A 25,379-nucleotide genomic window follows, 5' to 3' on the forward strand; every position below is an offset into this window, starting at 1 on the left:
CTCGTCATAGTTTGTATTGCGGCGTTGACGCCTATTTTATCTGCCGATTAGCGTCCGGCAACGGAAATGCTCCGTACGGCTGAATCAATAGAGATCACATCACCACCCGTACCACACTGTGCTGTTTCGATACTAACGCTACGCTGATCTGATGTCAGAGTTTGGTTATTATAAAGTGACAGCACCTGAATCCGATCATCACAGAGTTCTGCATCATTCGTAAAGCGAATCTGTGTGTCAATAACGCCTGCCTGTGTGCGACGCGACACGGGCAGCGTGTAAACCTCGACCTGACGGGCGCCGGGCAGGCCCAGACGTGTCAGGTAGCCACCACCATTACGACGGGATTCGCGGTAACTACGCTCGTTACCCTCCCAGATGTGGCCTTCCGAACCCTCAGCCGCGGTGTATTCAAATGCGTGAAGGTCGAGATTCGCCTCCCCCTCCCACGCGATGCCAACACGCGCGACACGGTCGATCCCGCGCACTGTGATCTCCGACTGCGCCGTGGTTCCGTCGAGGAATTCAGCAACGATCGTCGTATCCTCGTCAAAGGCAGGTACGTCGATTTGCAGCGAGCCGGACGGTCCCGTTACAGCGGTAAAGCTGAGCCCGGAATAGCTGAGCGTTAGCAAGCTGTTCGGACGGCATTCCGACGTTACGGTCAGCGCCAGCATCTCACCCAGCTTCGACGACGAAACTAGGTTCGCGTTACACTGAACATCAGCAGGGACTGCGATTTGCGGTGTCGCATCGACAACGGGCAATTGTGGCTCAACCGATCCCAGTGACGCGGAGCGAACTGGCGCAGTTGACCCAATCGACGGGGCCTGTGGCGATGCCGTGCCGCCCAGCGATGCGATGGATTGCTCAACCGGCATGGATGGCGCCTGTGGTGAGGAGCCGCTGCGGACGGAAGTTGTTTCCGTTGCAACAGGAACAATGATCTGCGCCGCACGCTCGGTCACGACAGCGGACCCTTGCAAGCCCGGCGTCAGGTTCACCCGTGGGCGCGCGCTGGCCTGTGCAGTCACAGTTGGCGAGGTATCATCAGCAGATGTGCCAACAGGGCGGAACATCGTTGTGACAGAACGCAGGGTCAGACGACCGGCGCTGCGCTGCGATGTCACGCCGCTATCCGTATCAACCTCGGCAACCTGTGGCTGACTAGGCACACCGGGCCGTGGGGCGGGTGCGCTAGCACCCGGGCTGCGCAAACCGGCCATGGATGGCGCGGAGGGCGAGGCCAAGCCGGAGGGGCGCGGGCTGGACGGAGGGGTCGTCGATGCAAAATCACGGCCAACACTGCCAAGCTGCGGTGTAGGCGCACGTGCAATCGTCACGCGTTCCGGCGCATCACCACGGCTAAGAGTGGGCAATCCGCTATCAACGCTTGGTGCAGAGGCTCCGAAGCCACCGGAAACGCCAGCGCCACCAATGGAAATCGCGGCGCTTTGCTGTGGTGCGATGCCAACACCGGCGCTATCCGCTGGGCGACCAATCTGAACCGGCTGAATATCACGGTTACGGATCGAGGCGGTCGCATCCGCAGGCGCAATACCGACATTGCTGTCAGGCGTTGCCAGCGATGGCGCGCGCAGAGTCGGGAAACCGGTGGAACCGGCATCCGCAATCGCGGCACCGTCACGACCCGGCATTGCCTCAGGCAGGGAAACGTTCAGCACGACCTCCGCGCTGGGGCATGTATCGCCCTGAATCACGCAATAGGTGAACACCATTCGGCCGCTACAGGCATCGCTATTAAGATAGTCGATACGCCCGCCACTGCGCCGTGCGGTGCCACAAACAGGTTGTTGAACGATCAGGATGCGATCGGAATCGCCCTCCTGCGCGTTGATGTCATTCGAGAGAACGTCGAGAGGCTGCGTCCGCCCTGCACGTACGGTAAAGGCGTCATCGACGGCCTCATACTCATCCACCGACCCAAAAGCCGCCATGATGAATTCACTACGTTGCGCCATGGTTCCAACTGCGACCACCAGGACCACAGCCGTCAATATCACCATGAGCCGGTCATCGGCCTTCATAAGTTGATCCCCCACGAATCATCTTTGCGATACAGGGCGAACCCCGTTTCGACCATTAACGGACAAATGATACTCAATTTCAATGCACCAAGTCGGGATTGTTGGATTGACGTCCGGACGACATGCAATAGATGGCCATTGTGGCCGGAAAGCGGCACATTTGCCCCTACTGGACACAGCGTAACCATAAAAAATTACCACTTGCGCTCAGTACAGAATTCAGAATCAGACAAAAGTTAGGCACAGCTCGGCCGACAATCCCAGCTAAACTCCGTGTTTCCTGTCGTGAGGCCGTCTATATCTGGACGATATTTTGCCGCGCGAAATCTCGATCGGTCCATGTTCTGCGGCTCGATATAGCGCATGAAGCTCTGCGGGTGACCGGCCTGCATCACAACCGCATGAACCGCATATCAGCGCACCTAGGTCAGCAGATGATTGCGCGGCATTAGCGGTGGTGGCGGCGTTTTCTGCGTTGCCTCCGCCACGGAAATTTCAACCGTGCGACACATCGCATCCAGCGGCAGGCCGTTTTTTACATCCCCGAACGGGTGTTCCAACTCATTTGTCACGGCCTGCAATCCGAAAAACACATAGGCCACGACCAGCGTGAAAAAGGGCGACAGCCAGCCGGTATTCTCGATCAGGGCAAAGGGCAGCAGCAGGCAATAGATATAGGTCGTGCGGCGCACCAGCAGGGAATAGGCCAGCGGCAGCGGCGTTGTGACGATCCGTTCGCATCCCGCCTGCGCATGACCCAAAATCGCCAAAGCCTTGGCAAAGGCAACCTGTCCGAAGCCGTCAATCTGCCCCTCGCGATGCAGGTCGCCAACCTTGCCCGAAACGGCACGCAGGGCGGCATCGGCGGGGTTTTGTGTGGTGAGCATGGACTGTGCTGTCTCCTCACCAATCCAGCTGGTAATCTGCGGGGCCGCATCGACGCCGCGCAGAAATCCGCGGTGCAGATGGGTAAAGGCAACGATCAGGTTCAGTAAATCGGCGCGATCCTGCGAGCGCATGACAAAGATCGTGGCGATGCGGCCCAGTTGTCGTGCCTCACCAATGATATCGCCCCACAGCTTGCGCGCATCCCACCACCGCTCATAGGCGGCATTATTGCGGAACCCCAGAATCAGCGACAGCGCGACGCCGAACACACTCATCACGGCAAAGGAGATATGCGGCAGCGGCATTAGAAACTGATCCACCAGCAAAACGACGACCGCGATCACGCTGATGAACAGCAGCTTGCCGATGATGCGCGGCACGACCGACCCCTGCACCACAAAGAACAGACGCAATGCGGAGGGTTGTTCCCGAACAATCATACGACCTGCTCCTATCCCTCATGAAAAATGCGCCGCCCGTTAGGACGGCGCATTGATGCGACCTAATCTATCAGATCGGATCGCCTGTTACAGCTTGCCGTGGCAATGCTTGTACTTTTCGCCCGACCCACATGGGCACAACTCGTTGCGCGAAACGGTGCCCCATGTTGTAGGATCCTGTGGATCGCGCTGCGAAATCCGCACGCCGCCCGGATTTGGCGCAGGGTTCGGCGCCGGATTTGGCTGCGCGGCATCAGCCGCCGCACGTCCCTGATTTTGCTGCTCCATCGCCAAGGCCTGCATCTTTGCGATGATCTCGGCGCGCTCCTGCTCGGTCAGGATTTGCACGTTGAACAACTGGCGCGTGACCTGCGAGCGCAGCCCCTCAAGCAAGTTGCGGAACAGCTCGAACGCCTCGGTCTTGAACTCGTTCAGCGGATCGCGCTGCGCATAGCCGCGGAAACCGACAACCGAACGTAGGTGGTCCAGCGTCAGCAAGTGATCGCGCCATTCCTTGTCGATGGTTTGCAGCAGTATCTGCTTTTCAACCGATCGCATGGTTTCTGGGCCATGCTTGGCCACTTTGGTTGCTGCTGCCTTGTCCACCTCGGCGGTGATCCGTTCACGCAGGGTGTCGTCATCGACGCCCTCCTCGGCGGCCCATTCAACGATGGGCAGATCCATGGCGAAGGTTTCCTTGACCTGCGCGGTCAACCCCTCGGTGTCCCACTGATCGGCATAGGCGCGGGGGGGCACGAATTCTGTGACCAGATTGTCCACAACCTCATGACGCATATCCGTGATCGTCTCGGACAGGTCGCTTGCCTCCATGATCTCGCGCCGCTGGCTAAAGATCGATTTACGCTGATCGTTCATAACGTCATCGTATTTCAGCAAGTTCTTGCGGATGTCGAAGTTGCGACCCTCGACCTTGCCCTGTGCGCGCTCCAACGCCTTGTTCACCCATGGGTGAATGATGGCCTCGCCCTCGCCCATGCCCAGTTTGGACAGCATGGAATCCAGACGGTCGGACCCGAATATCCGCATCAGGTCATCCTCAAGGCTGAGGTAGAAGTTCGTGCGCCCAGGATCACCCTGACGGCCCGAACGACCGCGCAGCTGGTTGTCGATGCGGCGGGATTCGTGACGCTCGGTCGCCAGAACGAACAGACCGCCTGCCTCAAGCACCTTTTGCTTTTCGGCCTCAACGGTCAGGGCATGTTTTGCCTCCAGCGCGGCGATTGCCTCCGGATCGGTGATGCCCTGCTCGGCGGCCTCGACCTCGGCCATCATCTCGGCGTTGCCGCCCAGTTTGATGTCGGTGCCGCGTCCGGCCATGTTTGTCGCAATCGTCACCGCGCCAAAGCGGCCCGCCTGTGCGATGATCGCGGCCTCTTGCTCATGAAAACGGGCGTTCAGCACGTTATGCGGCACGCCTGCATCGGTCAGCAATTTCGCGAGCAGTTCGGATTTCTCAATCGAGGTGGTGCCCACGAGGGTCGGCTGGCCCTTGGCGTGCGCTTCCTTGATCGTCTTGGTGATCGCCTCGTATTTCTCACGTCCAGTGCGGTAAACCTGATCGTCGAAATCCTTACGCGCCACGGGGCGGTTGGTCGGGATTGCGACGACGCCCAGACCATAAATCTCGGCAAATTCATCTGCCTCGGTCATGGCGGTACCGGTCATGCCGCCCAGCTTTTCGTACAGGCGGAAATAGTTCTGGAAGGTAACAGAGGCCAGCGTGACGTTTTCAGGCTGGATTTTCACGCCCTCCTTCGCCTCGATCGCCTGATGCAGGCCCTCGGACATACGACGGCCGGTCATCATACGACCGGTGAATTCGTCGATCAGCACGACCTCATCGTTTTTGACGATGTAATCCTTGTCACGGGCAAACAGCTTATGCGCGCGCAGGGCCTGTGTGACGTGATGCACAACCGAGGTCGATTCGGGATCATAGAGCGAGCTATCCGCGCCGATCAGCTCCGCTTCCTTCAGCTTTTCCTCAAGGAACTCGTTGCCTTCCTCGGTCAGCACAGCGGTGCGGGCCTTTTCGTCCAGCTCGTAATGTTCCTCGGCCACCTCTGGGATGAACTTATCGAGGGTGACATATAGCTCCGAGCGATCCTCGGTCGGGCCGGAGATAATCAGCGGCGTGCGGGCCTCATCGATCAGGATCGAATCGACCTCATCCACGATGGCGAAATAATGCTCACGCTGAACCATCTGATCCACGGAGGTTTTCATATTGTCGCGCAGATAGTCAAAGCCCAGCTCGTTATTGGTCGCGTAGACCACGTCGCAGGCATATGCCTTCTGCTTGGCAGGTTCATCCATGCCCGGCACAACGATGCCGACGGTCAGACCCATCCAGTTATACAGCTTGGCCATCCATTCCGCATCGCGGCGGGCCAGATAGTCGTTCACGGTCACAACATGCACACCGCGATGGGTAATCGCGTTGAGGTAAACCGGCAGCGTCGCCATCAGGGTTTTACCCTCACCGGTCTTCATCTCGGAGATATTGCCCTGATGCAGGAAAATACCACCAACCAGCTGCACATCAAAGGGGCGCATGCCCAGCGCACGCACCGAACCTTCGCGCATTGCCGCGAATGCCTCAGGCAGCATTGCGTCCAGATTTTCGCCGCCCTTGTAGCGTTCGGCGAATTCCTGCGTCTTTGCCTTTAGCGCAGCGTCATCCAGCGCCTGCATTGCGGGCTCATGAGCATTGATTTTTTCGACGAGCGAACGAACGCTCTTGACCCTGCGGTCATTGGCGGTGCCGAACACCTTCTTCGCCACCGTTGCCAGTCCCAGCATGGATATTCCTCGCGTTTCGATCAGCGGCCAAACGCTCATCACCACTCACCAAACTGATACCAAGCGGGAGGTTGCCCGACCGCGATCGACAATCTAGGTTGGCGCGGCGGCGGTGCGGCTGGCCATTCACAGCGTCTCAGGATGTAAGTGCCACACATGATGCTGTCAACGCTGCCGGCGGCGGGCTGAACCGTTGCCGACCACGATTTTCAAGAGGACCGTCACGGTCCCGACCGAGCAGTTCGGAGAACACATGATTAAGTTGATGACACCCTGCGCGTTCGCAATCAGCCTCGCCTTTGCGGGTGCAGCCATTGCGCAGGACACCGCAGCCCCGGCCGAAGACGCGCCGGCAGTTGCGACCGAGTACGATCTGGACACGGTTGTTGCGACTGTAAACGGTGTTGAAATCACCGTTGCACATGTCGTTGCAATCCGCGATCGGCTTCCCGAAAACTACCGCTCCTTGCCAGCCGAAGTTCTGTTCCCCGGCCTTGTCGATCAGCTGATTGACCAGCAATTGCTGGCTACAGCGGCCGCTGACAATGGCGCCGAGGATCTGCGCCGCGTCCGCGTGCAGCTGGATAACGAGCGTCGCGGCGTCCTGTCGAACGAGACAATCGCCGATGTGCTCGAGGGTGCAGTCACCGACGAGAAAATCGCCGAGGCCTATGAAACCCTGACCGCGGGCATGACCCGCACGTCCGAGTATAACGCCTCGCACATTCTGCTCGAAACCGAAGAGGACGCCCTGTCCGTGATCGAGGCATTGAACGAGGGTGGCGATTTTGCAACGCTGGCCGCAGAACGTTCCACAGGCCCATCCGGACCCAATGGTGGTGAGCTGGGTTGGTTCGGCCCGGGCCAGATGGTTCCCGAATTCGACGCGGCTGTTCAGGCGCTAGAGGTCGGCACCGTGTCCGAACCGGTCGAGACCCAGTTCGGCTGGCACGTCATTGTTGTCAACGAAACCCGCCTCAGCCCGCTGCCCCCGCTGGAGCAGATTCAGCCCGAAATCGTTGGTCAGCTGAACCAGGACGCGCTGCAATCGCATATCGACGCCCTGCGTGAAGCCGCAGAAATCGAGATGCCGGAGCTGCAAGTTCCCGCAGAATCGATGACGACGCTTGATCTGAACGGCGAATAACATCAATCCTCCCGGACGAAGGAATGCTTCGTCCGGGAGGACATTATGACGACACTAACCCGCCTGCTGCCCCAAACACCCAAGGCCAATGCAGGCCCCCTCGCCCCGACAACGGGTGTGACCACCCTGCCCGCCATCGACGGCGTGCGCCTGTCCGCCACGATGGCCGGCGTTCGATACGCCAACCGTCTGGACGTGATGCTGGCGGAGATTTGCACCGGTGCGTCGATTGCAGGTGTGTTTACCAAATCCTCCACCCGCTCCGCGCCTGTGCTGATGTGTCAGGACCATCTGGCAAAGTTCGACGGGTCCACCGGCCCCGCGGCGATTCTGGTGAACTCCGGCAACTCCAACGCCTTCACCGGCAAGAACGGCTTTGACAGTACGCGCACCTTGGCTGAGCGGACCGCCGCCGCACTTGGCTGTGCCCCCGACCACGTTTTCCCCGCATCGACCGGCGTGATCGGCGAACCCCTGCCGCATGAGCGGATCACCGCAAAGCTGGACGAGCTGGTCACAAACCTGCGCCCTGATGCAGGCGCAGATGCCGCCGCCGCGATCATGACCACCGACACCTATGTAAAGGGCGCGTTCACCACGCTGGACCTCGGCGCACCGGTCACGATCTCGGGTTTTGCCAAGGGATCGGGCATGATTGCCCCCGATATGGCCACGATGCTGGTTTATATGTTCACCGACGCCGCAATCGCGCAGCCTGTGTTGCAGCAGATCGTGTCCGAGCTGAACATCCGCACTTTTAATGCGATCACCGTGGACGGCGATACATCGACCTCCGACAGCTTGGTAATGGCCGCCACTGGCCGCGCCGCGATGGACCGGATCGACAGCCGCGATGATCCCCGCGCCGAACAATTCGCCGTTGCCCTAGGCGAGATCATGCGCGACCTCGCCCATCAGGTTGTGCGCGATGGTGAGGGCGCGACAAAGTTCGTGGCCATCAATGTCACCGGCGCCGCCTCCGACAGTTCCGCCCACACAATTGGCCTATCCATCGCGAACTCGCCACTGGTGAAAACCGCCATCGCGGGTGAGGACCCCAATTGGGGCCGCATCGTCATGGCCGTCGGTAAATCGGGTGAGCCTGCGGATCGTGACGCCCTATCCATCCGCTTTGGCCATGTGCTGGTCGCTGAAAATGGCTGGGTTTCCCCCAGCTATAAGGAGGCCGACGGCGCCGCGCTGATGAAGGAGCAGGACATCGAGATCAACGTCGATCTGGGCATTGGCGGCGGTCAGGCCACCGTGTGGACCTGCGATTTGACCCACGGCTATATCACCATCAACGCGGATTACCGGTCGTGAGGACAGTCCTCGTCGCCGCTGTTGCGCTGATCGACCCCGATGGCCGTGTGCTGATGGCACAGCGGCCCGAGGGGAAGAGCATGGCGGGCCTGTGGGAATTTCCGGGGGGCAAAATTGAGCCCGGCGAAACACCCGAGGTCGCCCTGATACGTGAGTTGCAGGAGGAGTTGGGCATCGACACATGGGCCAGTTGCCTCGCGCCGCTGACCTTTGCCAGCCACAGCTACGATGATTTCCACCTGCTGATGCCGCTATTTGCCTGCCGCAAATGGCAGGGCATCCCGCAGGGGCGTGAGGGGCAGGCCCTGAAATGGGTCCGTTCAGACGCCATGAAGGACCTGCCAATGCCCGCCGCCGATGTGCCACTGGTGGCCCATCTACGCGACTGGCTTTAACTCAAGGCTGCCTTTAGCCGGCGCATCCCCTCACGGATCGCGTCGGCTGAGGGTAGTGAGAAGCTCAACCGCATCGTGTTGCGCGCCCGTCCGTCCGCATAAAAGGCATGGCCGGGCACGAATGCGATGCCGTGATCCGCAACCGCAGTTTCCAGCAACGCAGCGGCGTCCATCCCCTCGGGCAAAGTCACCCAGACAAACATCCCGCCCTCGGGCCGTGACCATGTGGCCCCCTGCGGCAGGGTATCCTCCATCAGCTCCAGCATCAGATCACGCTTCACACGATAGCTGGCACAGGTTTTCGCCACCTGCGCATCCCAGATCGAGCGCGCCAGATGCAGCATGACCCGCTGGTTGATCGCCGGACTGTTCAGATCGCTGGACTGCTTGATTAATCCCAAACGTGCTATGATCGGCGTTGCCGCACAGATCCAGCCGACACGCAGACCGGGGGTGAAAATCTTGGAGAACGACCCGCAATAGATCACCCGCGACTGTTCGATCCCGCCGCATTGCGCGATGTCCAACGATTGCAGGGACGGCTGGTGTTCCCCCTCAAACCGCAGCGCGGAATAGGGGCTGTCCTCGATCACCGGCATGTCCAGTTCCGCCGCCATGGCCAGCAAATCCTGCCGCTGCTGAACGTCCAGAGTCTCACCCGTCGGGTTGGCAAAATCAGGCACAACATAGGCAAAGGAGGTCCGCCCCCCCGCCTGCGCCGCCGCATCAGCATAGGAGGCGGCGGTGCGGTTTGACCCGCTCAACCCCAGCTCATCAAAAACCGGCTGCGACGGGGCAAAGGCCTGTAGCGCCCCCAGATAGGTTGGCGCAGCGACCAGCGCCGTATCGCTGGGCGACAGGAACAACTTTCCCAGAAACTCCAACCCCTGCTGCGATCCATTGGTGATCAGGATGTTATCGACCGTGCAGTCAACGCCCTTGCCACGCATATGGTCCACGATCCACGCGCGCAGGTCTGGATCCCCCTCACTGACCGAATATTGCAGGGCATTTCCGGCCTGAACATCATCACTCATAATATCCGCATAGGCCTGCCTGATTTCCGTCTTGGGAAACAGATCAGGGTCCGGAATGCCGCCAGCAAAGGAAATGACGCCGGGTTGCTGGATAACCTTGAGCAATTCGCGGATCTCGGATGCATGCATACCCTGCATCCGGTCGGCAAAACGGGGGGTCCATGGGGCGGTTTGTGATGTTGATTGCATGTTCGGTCTCATTGGTGAGTCGGATTAGGTCAACAATGCATACCAAATTGAAATAGACCACCCCAGATCGACCGAAGCTGCGCAAGATTATGCCGTACCAAGCGCACTCGCGCGCAATTAGATAAAATTAAAACAAAATAGTGACAGCCTGCACAACCAACGGGCGAATTGATGTTTGACACACGGGCATCTGCACGCAATTTTATTACCAAGCGCATAAAATTGCGCGTCAAAAAATCTAGGGGAATGGAAAATGTTCAGAACAATCAAGCTCAGCACATATATCACTGCACAGGGACGTTTCGTCGAGCAGCTGACCGATGGCCGGATTTCGATCCGCGTCGGATCAAAGCTGTTTCAGGGCTTCCCGATCAGCTAAATGCGCATAGGCGCGTAAATGGCCGGTATGGCCATCAGATTTAGGACCGCGTAACCGCCACATGCGGTTACGCGGTCCTTTCGTTACCCGACCCAGCCGGCCATTTCCTGCTGCAAAATAGCGTCCATCATTTCGATATGATCGTCGCTATCGTTCAGGCACGGAATATAGGTAAATGCCTCACCACCTGCATGCTCGAAGCTCTCCTTGATCTCCTCGTTGATCTCCTCCAGCGTCTCAACGCAGTCAGAGGAGAAGGCAGGCGCCATGATCGCAATGCTTTTCTTACCCTGCTCGGCCAGCCGCGCGACCTCCTCAACAGTATAAGGCTGCAACCATTCCTCCGGCCCGAATTTGGACTGGAAGGTGGTGATGATTTCCGTCTTGTCCCAGCCCAGCTCCTCACGCAATAGGCGCGTGGTTTTCTGGCATTGGCAATGATAGGGGTCGCCCTCCATCAAATACCGCTTGGGCACACCGTGATAGGATGTGACGAGGATATCCGGCTTCCGCTCCGCATTGGCATATGCCTCACGCACGGAACGGGCCAGCGCCTTGATATACAGCGGATGCTCGTAATAGGCGGGCACGGTGCGGATATAGGGTTGCCACTTCATCTGCATCAGGGCGCGAAACGCCTCATCATTGGCAGTGCCGGTCGTGGCGCCGGCATATTGGGGATATAGCGGGAAGAACACGATCTTCTCCGCGCCCTGCGCCTTGACCTTCTCGATCACCGATTTGGTCGAGGGGTTGCCGTAACGCATGCAGAAATCAACGATCACATCATCGCCATAGCGATCCTGCATGACCTTCGCGACCTTCTCCATCTGGCTGCGGGTAGTGGTCAATAGCGGGCTTTCGTTCCGCTCGTTGTTCCAGATACCAGCATATGCCTTGCCCGAAGAAAACGGACGCTTTGTCAGGATGATCAACTGCAACAGGGGCTGCCACAACCAAGGCGAGTAATCGATAACCCGCTGATCGGACAGAAATTCACCCAGATAGCGGCGCATCGACCAGTAATCGGTGCCATCGGGCGTGCCCAAATTGGATAGGATCACCGCCACCTTGGCCCGTGGCACTGGTGGGTGATCGCTATCCGCACGGGCCAAGCGCCCGGTCCCGGGGTGATCGACTGCCGTTTTGGTTGTCTCGTCCCGCATCGGGCCCTCCGCATGTTTGATAGCTGACTTATGTGAAGCCGTCAGGCAGCACGGTCAACACATCACTACGCGGGGTATTGTCGCATGGATCACTTCTTAGGCAAGTTCACGCAGCGAAATTTGCGATCCCAGATCAAGCCTGTCGAATTTCGCAGGGTCACGCGCAGATAGGAAGATCGGCTCCTCGAACAAGCGGCACTGTGCGCGCGCCTCGTCGTTCATCTCGACGATACGGGTGTGCAGGCCCTGCTCCGCCAGTCGGATCGCCATGTCATAGCCGTATTTACGCTTGTGATCCCAGCCGCAAATCTCCTCGACCTGCTGTACGGGCATGTCGGCGGGCGGCTCCCATGTGTCCACGACACCGGGTTCGGTAGGAACGGTAAAGATGGCGATCGCATCGTCAGTCATCACGCGGGCGCACTCGCGCATGGCAAGGCGATCATCGGGGATATGCTCCAAAACGTGGTTACAGACCAACACGTCAAAGCTCTGATCGGCAAAGCTGATTGCCGTTGCATCCACCACCGCATTTGCGTTGCGCCGCTGGATGATGTCGCCACCAACATAACCGGGCGTGCCGTTTAGCCGCCGGAACAACCACCATTCAGGGGCGAAATGCAAAACACGCAAAGATTCAAGGTCGAGGTCCATCCGCTCGAACAACAGCGCGATTTGCCGATCCCGTGGGCGCGAAGCACACCACGGGCAGCGGAACTCGACCGGTCCGGTCTTTTTAGCCGAAACAAACTTTCCGGTGCGCTGGCAACAGGGGCAATAGCGTGATTTACGAACCTGAAGATGCTGTTTGGGATCGCGTATTGTACCGCGCAGCCACTCCTTAACCCAGATACCGCGTCCACCAGCCATATTATAACTCCCGTTTAATCGCGGCACCGTAGCAACGAGAGTAGTAAAGAGCTAGCGCTCCTCACGCATATCCATTGATTGTTCTGGCACACGCAGCGCATCGGCCAATCTGGTCTTGGCCGAACCGGGACGCAGGGGTTGCTGTTGCGTATCCGCAGGGGCCCAACCGGTAAGAAATACAACCTCGAAAGTCGCCTCGATACGACCATCGGCGCGGGCGAAATGCGTCGCGTAATGGGACAGAGCCTGCATCAGCGTCGCACGGCGCAGGAAATTGCGGCGGCGCGCCTCAACCGCGTTGGTTTCCCCCATCGCACGCAGATCGCGCATCAGGGCCAGCGGGTCAGCATAATCCACCTTCAGGTCAATCGAGTCTGCAACCGGCAGTGCCAGTTGTGCCCGTTGCAGCAGCGCGCCCAGATCGCGGATTTCTCCCATGGGGGCAACACGGGGGCTTAACCCACCCTCAACCGCGATCTCTGCCTCGGCAAAGGAGGTCCGCAATTCGTTGAGGGTTTGCCCCCCGAACAGCGCCGCAACCAGCATTCCGTCAGGACGCAACGCACGGCGCATCTGCACCAATTGCCCGACAGGGTCCTCGGCCCAGTGCAGCGCCAATCCGTGCACGATCAGATCCGCCTCACCCACCGCTAGGTCCAGCGTCGGGCTATCCTCGATACAGCGTCCGGTTTGGCCGGTGATTTGTGACCATAACTTGGCCTCGGGCCCGACGAAAACGGCGTTGGTAAACGTCCTGTTAACCTCTTGCAGCCTTTCTGACAGTTCATGGGCGGCTGCCTCATGCAGAAAGGATGCACCGCTTGCGCGTTTGCGGTGCAGGGTCAGGGCGGTGCGGTCAAATAGAGTCATGGCCATCATTTAAGCGCCCAACCCGCCCGTGGAAAGGGGCCATACCATGCTGCGCGCGATACGCGATCTGATCTATCCCCCCCGCTGCCTGTCCTGCCCTGCGGAAACCGAAACTGCGGGCGGCCTGTGCGCGGCCTGCTGGTCAGATGTGGAGTTCATCACCGGCCCCACATGCAAATTCTGCGGCACACCCGTTGAGGGCGGCGGCGCGCCACAGCACATGCGCTGCGAGGAATGCGAACGCCACCCCCCGGCATGGTCCGCAGGTCGTGCAGCAATCATCTATGGCGGGGCAGGGCGGACCGTGGTGCTGCAACTCAAACATGGTGACCGGCTGGACATCGCGCCCACCTTGGCCCGCTGGATCACCCGCAGCGCCGGTGATCTGATCGCACAGGCGGATATGGTCGCGCCCGTTCCGCTGCATTGGACGCGCCTATATACTCGGCGTTACAACCAATCGGCTGAGCTGGTCCGCGCCGCAGCACCGGATAATGCCGTCCCGCAATTACTGCGCCGCACCCGCCTAACGCGCAGCCTGGACGGTGCCACACGGACCGAGCGCGCCGAAATTTTGGATGGCGCTATTTCCGTGCATCGCCGCTATGATGTAACGGGCAAACGCATCCTTCTGCTGGATGATGTGCTGACCACAGGCGCCACGCTGAATGCCTGTGCGCGTACACTTCTAGGCGAGGGAGCGGCAGATGTTTCAATCTGCGTCCTCGCACGAGTTGTGCGTGCGCCATAGGGCGTTATATCTATGGATGAATAGGAGTATCCCCCATGAAAACAGTCGAAATCTACACCACGCCGATCTGCGGTTTTTGCCACGCTGCCAAACGTCTGCTGACCAGCAAGAATGTCAGCTTCAAAGAATTCAACGTCATGACCGATCCGGCCAAGCGGGCAGAGATGACCAAGCGCAGCAATGGCGGCCGCACGGTTCCCCAAATCTTTATCGATGGCACGCCGATTGGTGGTTGCGATGAACTGCACGCACTGGATCATTCCGGCAAGCTGGACGGAATGCTGGCGTGAGCACCCTGCGCGTCGCTCTCACCCAGATGACCTCAACCGATGATCCGTCGCAAAACGCAGCCTATACCACCGATGCAATACGCGCGGCGGCGGCGGATGGTGCGCAATTCATCGCCACGCCCGAGGTTACAAACTGTCTGTCGATGTCGCGCGCGCACCAGCAAAACGTCCTGCACACGCAGGAAACGGACCCCACACTGGCCCTGATCCGCGAAACCGCGGCGCAGGCCGGTGTGACGGTACTGCTCGGCTCACTGGCACTACTGGGCGGTGCCAATGACCGCTTCTTGAACCGGTCCATCCTGATCGGACCCGATGGCGGGATCATCACCCATTACGACAAAATCCACATGTTCGATGTGGACGTGGATGCCGATACGATTTTCCGCGAATCAGAGGGATTCGCCCCCGGTGCGCAGGCCGTTACCGCGAATGCCGCAGGCACCACATTGGGGCTGAGCATTTGCTACGACATGCGGTTCCCCGCGCTATACGCCGCGCTGGCCCTTGCCGGTGCGCGCATCATCACAGCGCCCGCCGCCTTTACCGTGCCCACGGGCCGCGCCCATTGGGAGGTGCTGCTGCGGTCGCGCGCAATTGAAACCGGCAGTTACGTTCTGGCCCCTGCGCAATGCGGCACCCATCCCGGTTCGGGCCGCACGACTTGGGGCCACTCGCTGATTATCTCCCCTTGGGGCAAGATTATCGCGCAGGCCGGTGACGCCCCTTGCACAATCACCGCTGATTTGGACCTAAGCGCGGTAGAAACGGCACGTAAGGCCATTCCCGCTCTTGCCAACCGAAGGACATTCGCCGCACCTTCGCCGACATGACCACAACACCCTCAGACCCACTGGCAATCGCCCTGTTCAGCGAGATCGACACGCTGGAACAACTGGTGCAATCGCGCCTGCAACGCGCCTTGCCCAAGGGGATGGAGCTGAGCCAGTTTTCCGTGCTCAACCACTTCGCCCGTCTGGGGGGCGAAAAAACGCCTGCTCAACTGGCCCGTGTGTTCCACGTCACCCGTGGCACGATGACCAATACCTTGCAAAAGCTGGAGGCAGCGGGCTGGGTCCACATTCGCCCCGACTGGGACGATGGCCGCAAAAAATGGGTCGCCATCAGCCCGGCTGGCCGTGCCGCCCGCGATTATGCGGTGCAGAGCATCACACCGGTTTTCGAGGATGTGATGGAGGGGATGGGCCGCGAACGCATCCGCACGGCCCTACCCTTCCTGCGCGATCTGCGCCAACACCTGAACAGCTAGCCCCGCCCGACAAAGGGCATGTCACGCGCCATGATCGTCATGGTCTGGATATTCGTGTCCAGCGGCAGCGCGGCCATATGCGCCACAGCGCGCCCGACATCGGCGGGGTCCATCGTCGCCTCCGCCATAATCGAGCCATCGGCCTGCGGCACACCCTGCGTCATCGGGATCGCCATATCGGTCAGCGCATTACCGATGTCGATCTGCCCACAGGCAATGTTGAACGCCCGCCCGTCCAGGCTCAGCGATCGCGTCAGGCCGGTAATCGCATGTTTCGTCGTAGCATAGGGTGCTGATCCGGGGCGCGGCGCATGGGCCGAAATCGAGCCATTATTGATGATCCGCCCGCCCTGCGGCTCCTGCGCCCGCATCTGGGCAAAGGCCGCCCGCGCGCACAGAAACGATCCGGTCAGGTTTGCCCCCAACACGCCGAACCAATCCTCCAGCGAGGTTTCGTCAATCGTCCGCGTCGGCGATCCACGTCCGGCATTGTTGAACAGCAAATCAACGCGGCCATAGGCGGCGATAATCTTGGCAAAAGCTGCCTCCACATCGGCGGGCTGTGCAATATCAGCGCTGGCGACAACCGCATCGCGCCCCTCGGCCACCTGCAATAATGGCTCCTCGCGCCGCCCGATCAGGCCCAGTGACCATCCCTCAGCAGACAGCGATTCCGCAGCGGCACGGCCCAAACCAGTGCCCGCCCCGGTGATGACGGCGACCTTGCGCATGGCAGCTCCTTTCGATCCTCGATTTCCCGTGCCAAGGTGGCGGAGCAGGTCCGGCGCGGCAAGGGGCGAGGTCGGCAAAATGCGAGGCTACCTATGTCAGACCCGTTTTTTCACCCGATCTCAGGGCAGGATCTACCCCGCTTTGCCGGTGTGCCCAGCTTTATGCGGTTGCCCCACCTAACCCCCGATGATGCCCGTCGCGCCGATGTTGAAATCGGCCTGATCGGCATTCCATGGGATGCAGGCACCACCAATCGCCCCGGCCCCCGCCATGGTCCGCGCCAGTTGCGCGATTATTCCACGATGATGCGGCGGGTGAATCCCGCCTCGAAAATCGATCCGTTCGCCCTGTGCAATTGCGCTGATCTTGGCGATGTGAACCCCAATCCGGTGGATGTGCAGGACACCCTGACCCGCATTACGGAATTCTACGCGGATGTTGCCGCGCAGGGCATCGCGCCCATGACGGCGGGTGGCGATCACCTCAGCTCACTACCCGTTCTGCGCGCGCTATCTTCCGCCTATGCGCAGCCGTTGGGCATGGTGCATTTCGACGCCCACACCGACCTATACGACACCTATTTCGGCGGCTACCGCTATACCCACGGCACCCCGTTCCGTCGCGCGATTGAAGAGGGCATCCTCGACCCCAAGCGGGTCGTTCAGATCGGCATTCGCGGCCCGATGTATGATGGTGAAGATATTGAGTTCGGCCGCTCCGTCGGTGTTCGCATCATCACCATCGAGGAGTTCTTTGACCTCGGCGTCAAAGAGGTCATGCGCCAAACCCGTGAAGTCGTCGGTGATGGCCTGACATATTGCAGCTTCGACATCGACTTCATCGACCCCGCATTTGCCCCTGGCACCGGCACGCCAGAGGTTGGCGGCCCGAACAGCTTTCAGGCACAGCAATGCGTGCGGATGCTAGAGGGATTAGACCTGATCGGCGCTGATATGGTCGAGGTATCACCGCCCTTTGACCAATCCGGCGGCACCGCGTGGCTGGGCGTGAACATCATATTCGAGCTGATGTGCGTGTTGTCCAAGGCGATTGACGCCCGCCGTTAACCCTTACTGCGTGCTGGCCCGTTGCCAGCCATATAGCAGCCGCTTCGCAGCCTTGCTTTCCGCCGTTAACTCTTACGGCGGGCGTTGATCCAAACGCCCGTCATAAATGCCCACGCAATGGCCAGCCCGAACCACGTCACCACATATTCCATATGTCGATTATGGTACGCCGCCGTCAGCGGCAGGGGCTGCGGTCCACCCTCGATTGAGCTGGCGGCTACCGCAATCATCACCGGCTCCGCCTCCAGAACATCGGCCATTTCCGCGACATCGCGCGCGAACCAATAGTTGTTTTCCAGATCATTTGCCGGCGTGTCGAATGTCCGCTCATTCGGCCAATGCAGCACACCGTTCAGCGTAGCAGGGCCAATGGGGCGCGTCGCATTTTTCTGCGTCTCATCAACATAGCCGCGATCAACCAGAATGCGTCGGCCATCGGTCGTTTCAAACGGGGCAATCACGCGGAAACCGGGGCCAGAACCACGCGCTGTTGTGATTGCGTGCAGCTCACCGCTCAGGATGGTTCCCTCAACGAATACAGGTACATATTCGTCATTTTCCTCAGTCGGAGCCAAGGGCAACGCGATAGGGGCGGCAGACATCATCCGCTCCGTCGTGTCGATCAGATCCTGCTTCCACGACAGGCGCTGCAATTGCCAAACGCCCAGCGAAATCAGGATCGCGCAACCGATAATACCAAAGAGAAGAGGACCGAGATGGCGTTTCATGCATGCCTCACAGGGAAACCGGAAACGGAAAACGCCGCGCAGTCCAGCCGCGCGGCGTCAATTAGGTAGTCCGGAAAGGCTTCAGCCGCCCCAGATATAGACCGCTGCGAACAGGAACAGCCAAACAACATCAACGAAGTGCCAGTACCATGCGGCTGCCTCGAACCCGATGTGGCGCTCGGATGTGAAGTCGCCAGCGCGGGCACGGACCAAGCAAACCAGCAGGAAGATGGTTCCGATCAGAACGTGTACGCCGTGGAAACCAGTCGCCATGAAGAAGTTCGCGCCATAGATCGAATCGGAGAAACCGAACGCCGCGTGGCTGTACTCATATGCCTGAAACACAGTGAAGACCGCGCCCAGCAGAACCGCAATCAACAGCGCCTTTGCCATCGTCTTACGATCATTGTCGTGAACGATTGCGTGGTGCGCCCATGTTGCAGCCGAACCGGACAGCAACAAAATCAATGTGTTGATCAGTGGCAGGTGGAATGCGTCAAATGTCTCAACGCCGACCGGGGGCCAAACACCGCCAACCGTATCAACCGAGGATGGATACAACGCGTGCTTAAAGAAGCTCCAGAACCACGCGAAGAAGAACATAACCTCGGAGGTGATGAACAGGATCACGCCATAGCGCAGACCGATCTGCACAACGGGGGTGTGGTCGCCGACCTTGGACTCAACAATAACGTCAGCCCACCAGCCATACATGACGAACAAAACAGCAGCGAAACCAATGGCAAAAACCCATGGCTGCGGCAGTGGCGAGTTCGGAGACATCCACAACACGGCCCCGAACAGCATGACGAACGCCGCGACAGCGCCCGCAAATGGCCAGTAGCTAGGCGGAAGAATGTGATAGTCGTGATTCTTGGCGTGGGCCATTTTATCCCTCTTCGTCGGCAGGCTGTGCGGGGGCGAGGCTAACCTCATCCACCGGAATATCGATTTCATAGAACGTATAGGACAACGTGATCTCCTGCACAAACTTCGCTTCGCTATCAGTCAGGATTTCAGGGTCCACGTAGAAAGTCACGGGCATCTGAACGGTCTGACCGGGCTGAAGCACCTGTTCGGTAAAGCAGAAGCAGTCGATCTTGGTAAAGTATCCACCGGCGGAATAGGGCGTCACGTTATAGGACGCCTGCCCCGCGATCACACGATCCGTCGGATTATGCGCCTCGTAAAAGGCCAAACCTGTCTGGCCGATCGGCAAATCCATCACGCGAACATCAGGCGCAGTGAACTCCCACGCCATGTCGCGGCTTTTGGAAGCATCGAATCGCACCGAAATAGTCTGCTCCAGCACACGCTCGGAGCCTGCGCCCTCAGCCGTGGTGCCGCCATATCCGGTGACGCGGCAGAACAGATCGTATAGTGGCACGGCGGCGAAGCTCATCCCGACCATTAATACGACGAGGCCCAGCAGGCCAAAGGCTGTCTTGCGCGGGGTCATTCGCTGACCTGCGGCAGGATAGAGGGACGGATCGCGTGGTCGAATGCCTCCATGCTGGCGCCGTTTTGCATCTTTACGATGGTCACAGCGAAAATCAGCGTCACGAAGGCCAGCAAAATCAGCAATACCGCGACGTTGCGCCCCTTACGACGGGCGTAAATCTCGTGGGTCGCAGTCTGGTCGATAGACATAGAGCGCTCTCCTCAGAATAGAACCGGCCACGCGGACCAGCTAAGGTCCAGTGCGCGCAGGATAATCTCGATCCCTAGCGCGATGAACAATGCAAATAGATACCCGATGGATTCGAGGAAGACGCGCAGTTCGGTCTTGAACTTATCAGCCGTTGCCGATGCCTCATCCCGTTTCCAGATCGCATATGCACCCCAGACGAAGCGTGCATTATAGGCCAAGGCCACCGTGAAATAGACGGGTCCACCGATGGGGGTAAAGGCCAGCACGATCGCCACCGGGAACAGTAGCAAGGTGTAGATCAAAATCTGGTTTCGCGTCGCACGATCCCCCGCCACGACGGGCAGCATAGGAACGCCTGCCTTGACGTAATCCTCATTCCGGAAAATCGCCAGCGCCCAGAAATGCGGTGGGGTCCACAGGAAGATCAACGCGAACATCAGCACTGATTCCAGACTGATTCCACCGGTCGCCACAGCCCACCCGATCATCGGGGGGAACGCACCGGCAGCACCGCCGATCACGATATTCTGCGGCGTCGAGCGCTTCAGCCACATCGAATAGATGACGACGTAAAAGAAGATGGTGAATGCTAGGAAAGCTGCGGCGAAGATATTGCCGAAAATGCTCAGCATCAGCACGGACATGATCGACAAAGTCAGACCGATGGCCAGCGCCTCACCCGGCTCCACTGCACCGGATGGCAGGGGGCGGTTCACTGTCCGCTTCATCACGGCGTCGATATCCGCGTCCCACCACATGTTCAGCGCGCCGGACGCGCCAGCACCGATAGCGATGCACAGGATTGTTGCGAATGCGATAATCGGATGCACGCCGTTAGGGGCGGCAAACATGCCGATTGCGGCAGTCAGAACAACCAGCGACATCACGCGCGGCTTCATCAAGGCGAAGTAATCCTTCACCTGCGCCTCGGCTGGTCCGACCTTTTCAACATCAATCGTCATATCGGTCATCGCAAATCATCCGCAGTCAATCTGAGCGTAGTCGTAAAACACCACAGGACCGGACAGCGTCCGGCCCTGTGAAAGAAACCGGTTAGGCTTACTCGGCTGCTGCAACTTGCGTCACAGGTGCACCGCCATCTGCATACCGCTCAACTGCGGCAGCAAGCCATGCGTCATATTCGTCCTGTGGGACAGCCTTGACCGTGATCGGCATGTAGGTGTGCGAAATACCGCACAGCTCGGAACACTGACCGAAATAGATGCCTGGCTCGTCAACGCGGAACCATGTCTCGTTCAAACGGCCCGGAACAGCATCGATATGCACGCCAAAGGCCGGGATTTTCCACGAGTGGATCACGTCCGCAGCAGTGGTTTGCAGCTTAACAACCGCACCAACGGGCACAACAACGGCTGTGTCGGTGGCCAGCAGGTATGTTTCAGGTCCGTATCCGTATTCGGCCAGATCTTCCTCAGCCAGCATGTAGCTTTCGAAGTAAACGCCGCTATCGGGATATTCATGGCCCCAATACCACTGGTATCCGGTCGCCTTGATCGTGACATCGGCCTCTGGCACCTCAAGCTGATCGAACAGTTTGGGCAGCGAGAATGCGCCGATAATGACCAGAATGACGACTGGCACGATGGTCCATGCAATCTCAACCGTGGTGTTATGGGTAAAGCGTGCGGCCTCATGCCCCTTGCTTGCGCGGAACTTGATCGCGACCACGACCAAAAGCGCCGTTACGAACAGCACGATCAACGTGATGATCACCAACAGCATGTTGTCGAGGAAGTGAATGTCGTGGGCAACGCTGGTCGAAGCAGGCTGGAAAGCTATACCACCCGGCTGTGGGATGCCGATGACGGGAAGGTCGCTGGTCAGCGCCTCCTCCTGAGCATAGGCGGAACCGCCAGCAAGAAAGCCAAAGAAGGCTGCCGAAAGGGTCTTGGCAAATCGCATGTGTCGAATCCCGGATCGTCGTCTTGCAACCACGAGCGTCAGGGCATCGCCACTGAAACGGCGCGGTCAATTGATTGCTGCTTAAAACCACACTAGGTCCGTTAGGACAAGGCAGGAGTATGCAGCATCCTGTCGCAGATGACATCATAGCATCCCAACGAACGGAGCCACAATGACCGAACAAACAGCACCGTTTCGCCCCTTCAGCACCGATCTGGACCCTGAAACCTCGCTTGCGACGCTTCGCGCGGCCCTTTCGGGTGCCGATGATGGCGAACTTTTTCTGGAGCGGCGGCGCTCGGAAGCACTGGTTCTAGACGATCAGCGCATCAAAACCGCGAATTACACCGCGTCCGAGGGGTTCGGCCTGCGCGCTGTTCATGGTGAAATGGCCGGATATGCCCACGCAACCACGTTGGATGAGGCCGCATTGTTGCGCGCCAGCGAAACCGTTCGGCTGGCTATTCGGGATGGCGGCGGCACGGTTGCCCCTGATCCTGCACGCACGAATACACGCCTATATGCGGATATTGATCCGACTGCGGATGCTGAATTTGCAGTGAAAATCGATGTCCTCAAGGAAATCGACGATTATCTGCGCAGCCGCGATGCGCGGGTTGTTCAGGTCAGCGCGTCTATGGCGGCAAGTTTTCAGGAGGTCGAGATTTTGCGGGCCTCTGGCGCACGATTTGTCGATGCGCGCCCGATGGCGCGGCTGAATATCTCGGTCATTGTGGAGCGCGACGGCCGCCGCGAATCAGCAGCGGCAGGTGGCGGCGGGCGGTTCGGTTTGGCCGGATTGCTGGACGCATCGCATTGGAAACCCGTGGCGGATGAGGCGCTGCGCGTCGCGCTGGTCAATCTGGACGCGATCCCCGCCCCCGCAGGCATGATGGACATTGTGCTTGGCCCGGGCTGGCCCGGAATTCTGCTGCATGAGGCCGTCGGCCATGGGCTGGAGGGTGATTTCAACCGCAAGAAAACCTCCGCCTTTGCTGGGCTAATGGGGCAGCAGGTCGCATCAAAGGGTGTCACGGTCATCGATGACGGCACGATTCCTGATCGTCGCGGCTCGATCACTTTTGATGATGAGGGCACGCCCTCGGCCCGCAACGTGTTGATCGAGGATGGCGTGCTGGTCGGCTATATGCAGGATCGCCAGAATGCGCGCCTGATGGGGGTCGAACCCACTGGCAATGGCCGCCGTCAGGGGTTCGAGCATGCGCCAATGCCCCGCATGACCAACACCTATATGCTGGGCGGTGAGACAACACCGCAGGACATCCTCGCCGGCCTAAAGGATGGAATCTACGCTGTCGGCTTTGGCGGCGGGCAGGTTGATATCACCAATGGCAAATTCGTCTTCTCATGCACCGAGGCGTACAAGGTCGAGAACGGCAAGGTCGGCGCACCGGTTAAGGGTGCAACCCTGATTGGTGACGGTGCAACCGCGCTGAAGCATATCCGCGCGATTGGCAACGACATGTCCCTCGATCCCGGCATGGGCAATTGCGGCAAGGCAGGACAGTGGGTGCCGGTTGGCGTCGGCCAGCCGACCCTGATGATCGGCGGGCTGACAATCGGCGGCAGCGCCTAGGCCATCAGCGATTTCAGGTCCGTTTCAGGATCTGCCACAGCATCCAGAGGCGGGGATTTTCCCGCCTCGATCATCCGCTTGCCGATCATATAGGCGCGGGGATCGTTCATCGCATCCACGGCCAGCAGGTCAGCGCCGCAGAAATACCACACCGATTGCGTTCCCGCCCGTGCACCGGCCCGCACGATGGCGCGGTCATATCCGGTGTTCAGGCCCGCGATTTGCAGTTTCACATCATATTGATCCGACCAGAACCACGGCTTCGCACCATAATCCGCCTGCTGCCCCGCCATGTTCAGCGCGGCAACGTCCGCTTGCTCAATCGCATTCGGGACCGATTCCAGCCGGATGCGCGTCGCGCCATGAGGGAAGGACGCGCAATCGCCCGCCGCAAAGATTGACGGGTCCGAGGTACAGGATCGCGCATCGACACGGATGCCGTTCTCGATCTGCAACCCTGCTTCCTCGGCCAAGGTGATGTCCGGCGCGATCCCGATGCCGACAATGACAAAATCAACGTCCAGTGTGGTTCCATCGGTCAGAACTGCCCCGCTCACGCGGGTATCGCCGGTCAGGCGCTCCAGACCGGTGCCCTCCCGAATGTCTACGCCGTGGCTGCTATGCAAAGCGCGGAAATAGTCCGAGGTTTCCGCCGAGGCGACACGTTGCAGGATGCGGTCCATTGCCTCCACCAACACAACCTTCAGACCGCGAGAGGCCGCAACCGCTGCTGCCTCCAACCCGATATAGCCACCACCCACGATCAGACAGCGTGTGTCCGGCGCGAAATCCCCCGCCATCAGGTCGATATGCGCCAGCGAGCGTACCGGATAAACCCCCCGCAACGCGCCCCCAATCGCGGCGGGCAGCATGCGCGGGGTTGAGCCGGTGGTCAGCGCCAGCGTGTCATAGGGCAGTCGTTCGCCATCGTGCAGCACCACCACCTTTGCCTGCCGGTCGATGCTGGCGACTCGGGTGCCTAGGCGCAGGGTGATCCTCTGATCGGTGTAAAAACTCTCGGGCCGCAGATATAGCCGCTCCAGCTCCATCTCACCCATCAAATATTTTTTGGACAGTGGCGGGCGCTGATAGGGCGGCACCGGCTCCTCACCAATCAACGTGATAGGGGTATCGGGGTCCGCTTGCCGCAGCTTTGCAACCAGTGCCGCACCTGCCTGACCTGCTCCAATTACGATATGTCCGTTCATGGCCCTCGCCCTTTGCCCAGTTCGTCCCTACTTTATTTGCGTCAAACAACGCCAAACCGAAAGGTCACAACCGACATGACGATCGCAAAAGGGGAAAAACTTCCCGACGCTACCTTCATCACCATGGGCGAAAACGGACCAGAGGGCGTAACCTCCGCCGATTTGTTCGCGGGTAAGACCGTGGTTCTGTTCGCAGTTCCCGGCGCATTCACCCCGACATGTTCCTCGGCCCACATGCCCAGCTTTGTGCGCACCGCCGATAAATTGCGGGCCAAGGGCGTGGACCAGATCGCCTGCGTTTCCGTCAACGACCCCTTCGTGATGAAAGCATGGAGCGACGCAACCGGCGCCGCAGCCGCAGACATCACTGTGCTGTCCGACGCTGAATCCGCCTTTACCACGGCTATCGGCATGGATTTCACCGCGCCGCCCGCTGGCCTGATTGCCCGTTCGCAGCGTTACGCGATGTTGGTCAAGGACGGCGTCGTGACCGAGCTGAACCTGGAGGAAAGCCCCGGTGTGTGTGAGCTGAGCGGCGGCGAGACGATGCTGGACGCTCTGTAAGATATACCTGCTCAGAAAACGTG

Annotated in this window: 26 protein-coding genes; 11 read left to right on the plus strand and 15 right to left on the minus strand. The window is 59.5% G+C overall.

Annotated features, from left to right (window positions below):
• Positions 1-47: 47 nt before the first annotated feature.
• The 3 genes from CR254_RS03190 to secA form a co-directional block, all read right to left on the minus strand.
• Positions 48-2,048 (minus strand): hypothetical protein, encoded by a 2,001-nt coding sequence (locus CR254_RS03190; RefSeq protein WP_097928353.1) that lies wholly within the window; start codon positions 2,046-2,048, stop codon positions 48-50.
• A 422-nt stretch (positions 2,049-2,470) separates the two neighbouring features.
• Positions 2,471-3,376, minus strand: coding sequence for a bestrophin family protein (locus CR254_RS03195; protein WP_097928354.1), 906 nt, complete (start codon positions 3,374-3,376; stop codon positions 2,471-2,473).
• Positions 3,377-3,463: 87 nt separating this feature from the next.
• Positions 3,464-6,199, minus strand: a complete 2,736-nt coding sequence (gene secA / locus CR254_RS03200; RefSeq protein ID WP_097928355.1) for a preprotein translocase subunit SecA — start codon at positions 6,197-6,199, stop codon at positions 3,464-3,466.
• A gap of 253 nt (positions 6,200-6,452) precedes the next feature.
• Between secA and CR254_RS03205 the strand changes: the two genes are divergently transcribed.
• The 3 genes from CR254_RS03205 to CR254_RS03215 are packed head-to-tail and all read left to right on the plus strand — an operon-like array spanning position 6,453 to position 9,064.
• On the plus strand, positions 6,453-7,346 hold the full coding sequence (locus tag CR254_RS03205) for a peptidylprolyl isomerase (protein ID WP_097928356.1): 894 nt from the start codon (positions 6,453-6,455) through the stop codon (positions 7,344-7,346).
• Positions 7,347-7,391: 45 nt separating this feature from the next.
• Positions 7,392-8,669 (plus strand): bifunctional glutamate N-acetyltransferase/amino-acid acetyltransferase ArgJ, encoded by a 1,278-nt coding sequence (argJ, locus tag CR254_RS03210; RefSeq protein WP_097928357.1) that lies wholly within the window; start codon positions 7,392-7,394, stop codon positions 8,667-8,669.
• Complete coding sequence (locus CR254_RS03215; protein WP_097928358.1) at positions 8,666-9,064, plus strand: (deoxy)nucleoside triphosphate pyrophosphohydrolase; 399 nt, start codon at positions 8,666-8,668, stop codon at positions 9,062-9,064. The genes argJ and CR254_RS03215 overlap by 4 nt, the downstream gene beginning before the upstream one ends.
• Here the strand turns inward: CR254_RS03215 and CR254_RS03220 are convergent.
• Entirely contained in the window at positions 9,061-10,290 is a 1,230-nt protein-coding gene (locus CR254_RS03220; protein ID WP_245851368.1) for an aminotransferase-like domain-containing protein, read from the minus strand. The genes CR254_RS03215 and CR254_RS03220 overlap by 4 nt on opposite strands.
• Positions 10,291-10,543: 253 nt before the next feature.
• On the opposite strand from CR254_RS03220, the gene CR254_RS18280 reads away from it, so the two are divergent.
• The gene (locus CR254_RS18280; RefSeq protein ID WP_281252970.1) at positions 10,544-10,669 is read left to right on the plus strand and encodes a hypothetical protein; all 126 of its coding nucleotides are present in this window, start codon (positions 10,544-10,546) and stop codon (positions 10,667-10,669) included.
• Positions 10,670-10,752: 83 nt separating this feature from the next.
• Here CR254_RS18280 and hemH read toward each other — a convergent pair whose 3' ends face one another.
• The 3 genes from hemH to CR254_RS03235 all read right to left on the minus strand — a co-directional run bounded on the left by hemH (position 10,753) and on the right by CR254_RS03235 (position 13,581).
• Positions 10,753-11,835: a ferrochelatase gene (hemH, locus tag CR254_RS03225; protein WP_097928359.1), complete on the minus strand. Its 1,083-nt coding sequence runs from the start codon at positions 11,833-11,835 to the stop codon at positions 10,753-10,755.
• A 96-nt stretch (positions 11,836-11,931) separates the two neighbouring features.
• On the minus strand, positions 11,932-12,705 hold the full coding sequence (locus CR254_RS03230; RefSeq protein ID WP_097928360.1) for a methyltransferase domain-containing protein: 774 nt from the start codon (positions 12,703-12,705) through the stop codon (positions 11,932-11,934).
• Between the two features lie 51 nt (positions 12,706-12,756).
• On the minus strand, positions 12,757-13,581 hold the full coding sequence (locus tag CR254_RS03235) for a methyltransferase domain-containing protein (protein WP_425440232.1): 825 nt from the start codon (positions 13,579-13,581) through the stop codon (positions 12,757-12,759).
• A 40-nt stretch (positions 13,582-13,621) separates the two neighbouring features.
• Between CR254_RS03235 and CR254_RS03240 the strand changes: the two genes are divergently transcribed.
• From CR254_RS03240 to CR254_RS03255, 4 genes are read left to right on the plus strand one after another with little or no spacing between them, the layout of a single operon-like run.
• On the plus strand, positions 13,622-14,326 hold the full coding sequence (locus CR254_RS03240; RefSeq protein ID WP_097928361.1) for a ComF family protein: 705 nt from the start codon (positions 13,622-13,624) through the stop codon (positions 14,324-14,326).
• Positions 14,327-14,361: 35 nt separating this feature from the next.
• The gene (gene grxC / locus CR254_RS03245; RefSeq protein WP_097928362.1) at positions 14,362-14,616 is read left to right on the plus strand and encodes a glutaredoxin 3; all 255 of its coding nucleotides are present in this window, start codon (positions 14,362-14,364) and stop codon (positions 14,614-14,616) included.
• A gap of 5 nt (positions 14,617-14,621) precedes the next feature.
• A complete protein-coding gene (locus CR254_RS03250) occupies positions 14,622-15,449 on the plus strand; it encodes a carbon-nitrogen hydrolase family protein (protein ID WP_097928880.1) in 828 nt (275 codons plus the stop codon).
• A complete protein-coding gene (locus CR254_RS03255; RefSeq protein ID WP_097928363.1) occupies positions 15,446-15,886 on the plus strand; it encodes a MarR family winged helix-turn-helix transcriptional regulator in 441 nt (146 codons plus the stop codon). Before CR254_RS03250 ends, CR254_RS03255 begins: the two co-directional genes overlap by 4 nt.
• Here CR254_RS03255 and CR254_RS03260 read toward each other — a convergent pair.
• Positions 15,883-16,617, minus strand: coding sequence for an SDR family oxidoreductase (locus tag CR254_RS03260; RefSeq protein ID WP_097928364.1), 735 nt, complete (start codon positions 16,615-16,617; stop codon positions 15,883-15,885). The two genes, CR254_RS03255 and CR254_RS03260, sit on opposite strands and share 4 nt — an antisense overlap.
• Positions 16,618-16,710: 93 nt before the next feature.
• Between CR254_RS03260 and speB the strand changes: the two genes are divergently transcribed.
• Positions 16,711-17,685, plus strand: coding sequence for an agmatinase (gene speB / locus CR254_RS03265; RefSeq protein WP_097928365.1), 975 nt, complete (start codon positions 16,711-16,713; stop codon positions 17,683-17,685).
• 65 nt (positions 17,686-17,750) lie between these two features.
• On the opposite strand, the gene CR254_RS03270 is transcribed toward speB, so the two are convergent.
• The 6 genes from CR254_RS03270 to coxB all read right to left on the minus strand — a co-directional run bounded on the left by CR254_RS03270 (position 17,751) and on the right by coxB (position 21,987).
• The gene (locus tag CR254_RS03270) at positions 17,751-18,413 is read right to left on the minus strand and encodes an SURF1 family protein (protein ID WP_097928366.1); all 663 of its coding nucleotides are present in this window, start codon (positions 18,411-18,413) and stop codon (positions 17,751-17,753) included.
• An 81-nt stretch (positions 18,414-18,494) separates the two neighbouring features.
• Positions 18,495-19,301, minus strand: coding sequence for a cytochrome c oxidase subunit 3 (locus CR254_RS03275; protein ID WP_097928367.1), 807 nt, complete (start codon positions 19,299-19,301; stop codon positions 18,495-18,497).
• Position 19,302: 1 nt separating this feature from the next.
• Complete coding sequence (locus CR254_RS03280; protein ID WP_097928368.1) at positions 19,303-19,872, minus strand: cytochrome c oxidase assembly protein; 570 nt, start codon at positions 19,870-19,872, stop codon at positions 19,303-19,305.
• The gene (locus CR254_RS03285) at positions 19,869-20,063 is read right to left on the minus strand and encodes a cytochrome c oxidase system small membrane protein (RefSeq protein WP_097928369.1); all 195 of its coding nucleotides are present in this window, start codon (positions 20,061-20,063) and stop codon (positions 19,869-19,871) included. The genes CR254_RS03280 and CR254_RS03285 overlap by 4 nt, the downstream gene beginning before the upstream one ends.
• Positions 20,064-20,075: 12 nt before the next feature.
• Positions 20,076-21,035, minus strand: coding sequence for a heme o synthase (locus tag CR254_RS03290; protein ID WP_097928370.1), 960 nt, complete (start codon positions 21,033-21,035; stop codon positions 20,076-20,078).
• 88 nt (positions 21,036-21,123) lie between these two features.
• On the minus strand, positions 21,124-21,987 hold the full coding sequence (coxB, locus tag CR254_RS03295) for a cytochrome c oxidase subunit II (protein ID WP_097928371.1): 864 nt from the start codon (positions 21,985-21,987) through the stop codon (positions 21,124-21,126).
• A gap of 172 nt (positions 21,988-22,159) precedes the next feature.
• Between coxB and tldD the strand changes: the two genes are divergently transcribed.
• Positions 22,160-23,584, plus strand: a complete 1,425-nt coding sequence (tldD, locus tag CR254_RS03300) for a metalloprotease TldD (protein ID WP_097928372.1) — start codon at positions 22,160-22,162, stop codon at positions 23,582-23,584.
• On the opposite strand, the gene CR254_RS03305 is transcribed toward tldD, so the two are convergent.
• Positions 23,581-24,792 (minus strand): NAD(P)/FAD-dependent oxidoreductase, encoded by a 1,212-nt coding sequence (locus CR254_RS03305; RefSeq protein WP_097928373.1) that lies wholly within the window; start codon positions 24,790-24,792, stop codon positions 23,581-23,583. The two genes, tldD and CR254_RS03305, sit on opposite strands and share 4 nt — an antisense overlap.
• Before the next feature lie 75 nt (positions 24,793-24,867).
• Here CR254_RS03305 and CR254_RS03310 point away from each other — a divergent pair, with 75 nt between their 5' ends.
• Positions 24,868-25,356 (plus strand): peroxiredoxin, encoded by a 489-nt coding sequence (locus tag CR254_RS03310; protein ID WP_097928374.1) that lies wholly within the window; start codon positions 24,868-24,870, stop codon positions 25,354-25,356.
• Positions 25,357-25,379: the final 23 nt, after the last annotated feature.

The sequence above is a fragment of the Pontivivens marinum genome, assembly GCF_900231835.1.
Lineage (GTDB): Bacteria > Pseudomonadota > Alphaproteobacteria > Rhodobacterales > Rhodobacteraceae > Pontivivens > Pontivivens marinum.